The sequence below is a fragment of the Streptomyces sp. 150FB genome, assembly GCF_000818195.1.
GTDB lineage: Bacteria > Actinomycetota > Actinomycetes > Streptomycetales > Streptomycetaceae > Streptomyces.
The window spans coordinates 1-2,171 of record NZ_JTHL01000006.1; the positions used below are offsets into that span (position 1 = coordinate 1).

Below are 2,171 nucleotides of genomic sequence, written 5' to 3' on the forward strand. Positions count from 1 at the left end.
ACTACGCCTTCGGAAAAGTCGGCGTCCTCCAGGAAATCGCCAAAGCCAAGAAAAAGCCCGCCGAAGCACGCGCCGTCATCCAGATCGGCATCGTCATCGGCGGAGCCGACGGAAACTTCGACAAGGACGAACAAGCCGTCGTCCGCGAAGCCTGCTTCACCCTCGGCCTCCCCCCGCACGAATTCGACCTGTAGGCCCTCGCTCAGAGCGTCGTGGCGGCCTGGAGTACGAGGACGAGCGTGATCGTCGCGTTCGCCGAGGCCAGCGCCGAACCGATCGTCCCCGCAGCCGCCGCCCAGACGGCCAGCCCCACCGCGGTGAACACCGGGGGCCACCGTACGGCCGGGGGCTCCGGCTCCAGCAGGGCGGCGACGCGGCGTGGCACAGGTCCGGGGCCCGGGGCGGCGAAACCGGCCAGCGTCGGGGTCGGCGTGCCCCGTGACACGAGCGCGGCCTTGCCGATGGCGCGCGCCACGACGGTCCGGCGGCCCGTCACCCGGGCCGCCTCCTCGTCCGCCCAGCGCTCGGCCGCGTACGCCACCGCCGGACAGAGCGGTCGCAGCAGCGGATTGGCTCGCGCCGCGAGCCGTACGGCCAGCAGGAAGCGGTGGTGGCGCCCGCGCAGATGGGCGTGCTCATGGGCGATCAGGGCGTCCCGCTCCTGGTCGTCCAGGCAGGCGAGCATGGCCGTGGACACCACGACGCGCCCGGCCCCGCCGCCGGGGACGCGGCCGGGCAGCGCGTACGCGTACGGCGCCCGGTCGCGCAGTACGGCCAGCTCACCGTCGGGCAGGCCGGCCAGCGCGCGGTGGGCGCGGCGGCGTACCAGCCGGTGGCGTCCCGCCGCCACGGCGCAGCCGACAGCGATGACTCCGAGCGCGGCCATGGCGGCGCGGCCGGCCACCTCGTCGTACGGCACCGCCTTCCTGACCTCGGGGTCCGACCAGGCGTCGGGCAGCGGATTGCCGGGGAGTTGAGCCGTACCGACCACTCCGAGCAGTACCAGACAGAGCGTGCTGCACACGGCGAGGGCGCAGGCCAGCGCCGACAACAGGCAGGTGGCGACGCGCGGATGGAGGTGCGTCGCGGCGAGACGTGCGACGGGCAGCGCCGTCAGCGGAAGGACGAGCGGCAGGAAGACGAACACACCCACGGCTCAGACCTCCGGCCCGTCCTCGGCCAGGCCGAGCAGATCGCGCAACAGCCGTTCGTCGTCCGGCAGTAGCGCGGTGACGAACCGGGCGAGTACGGCCTCGCGGTCGGCCTCTCCGTCCAGTACCCGGCGCATCCGCAGGGCGGCGAGCCCCGCCTCGTCCGAGGCGGCGCGCCATTCGAAGGAGCGGCCGGCGCGCTCGCGGGTGACGGCGCGCTTGGCCTGGAGCCGGGTCAGGATGGTCATCACGGTCGTGTAGGCCAGGTCTCCCCCGAGCCGGTCCTGCACCCAGGCGGCCGTGACGGGACCCGGCGCCTGCCGGAGCGCCGCGAGGACCTGGGCCTCCAACTCGCCCTGGCCGCGCCGGCGGGGGCGCTCGTCCGGACCGCCGTTCTCGCTCACAACGTCTCCCTCCAGCCGCGCCGCACCGGCACCGGGCGGGTCGTACATATTACTGACCTGGCGCGATCACCACTCCCAGATGCTTCTACAGTGTTGTAGATTCTAGTTCCGGTCACCCGGTCCGTGTCACCAGGAGGAGAACAGCGTGGGAGTTTCCCTGTCCAAAGGCGGCAATGTCTCGCTCAGCAAGGAGGCTCCGGGGCTGACGGCCGTCCTGGTCGGCCTCGGCTGGGACGTCAGGACGACGACCGGCACCGACTACGACCTCGACGCCAGCGCCCTGCTGGTCGACGAGTCGGGCAAGGTCGCCAAGGACAGCGACTTCGTTTTCTACAACAACCTCACAAGCCCCGACGGTTCGGTCGAGCACACGGGTGACAACCTCACGGGTGAGGGCGAGGGTGACGACGAGGTCATCAAGGTGAATCTGGCCGGCGTGCCGGCCGGGGTCGCCAAGATCGTCTTCCCGGTCTCGATCCATGACGCCGAGAGCCGCGGCCAGAGCTTCGGCCAGGTCCGGAACGCCTTCATCCGGGTGGTCAACCAGGCGGGCGGCGCCGAACTGGCGCGCTACGACCTGAGTGAGGACGCGGCCACCGAGACCGCCATGGTCTTC

General features: G+C 71.8%; 4 protein-coding genes. 2 read left to right on the forward strand and 2 right to left on the reverse strand.

Going from position 1 to position 2,171, the window contains the following annotated elements:
* The coding region (locus tag QR77_RS41910; protein ID WP_040029739.1) for a TerB family tellurite resistance protein at positions 1–194 on the forward strand (194 nt) is incomplete at its 5' end.
* Positions 195–202: 8 nt separating this feature from the next.
* On the opposite strand, the gene QR77_RS41915 is transcribed toward QR77_RS41910, so the two are convergent.
* The gene (locus QR77_RS41915; protein ID WP_040029740.1) at positions 203–1,153 is read right to left on the reverse strand and encodes a M56 family metallopeptidase; all 951 of its coding nucleotides are present in this window, start codon (positions 1,151–1,153) and stop codon (positions 203–205) included.
* A gap of 3 nt (positions 1,154–1,156) precedes the next feature.
* Entirely contained in the window at positions 1,157–1,555 is a 399-nt protein-coding gene (locus QR77_RS41920; RefSeq protein WP_040029742.1) for a BlaI/MecI/CopY family transcriptional regulator, read from the reverse strand.
* A 145-nt stretch (positions 1,556–1,700) separates the two neighbouring features.
* On the opposite strand from QR77_RS41920, the gene QR77_RS41925 reads away from it, so the two are divergent.
* Positions 1,701–2,171: TerD family protein (locus QR77_RS41925; protein WP_040029741.1), on the forward strand; the 471-nt coding region annotated here is incomplete at its 3' end.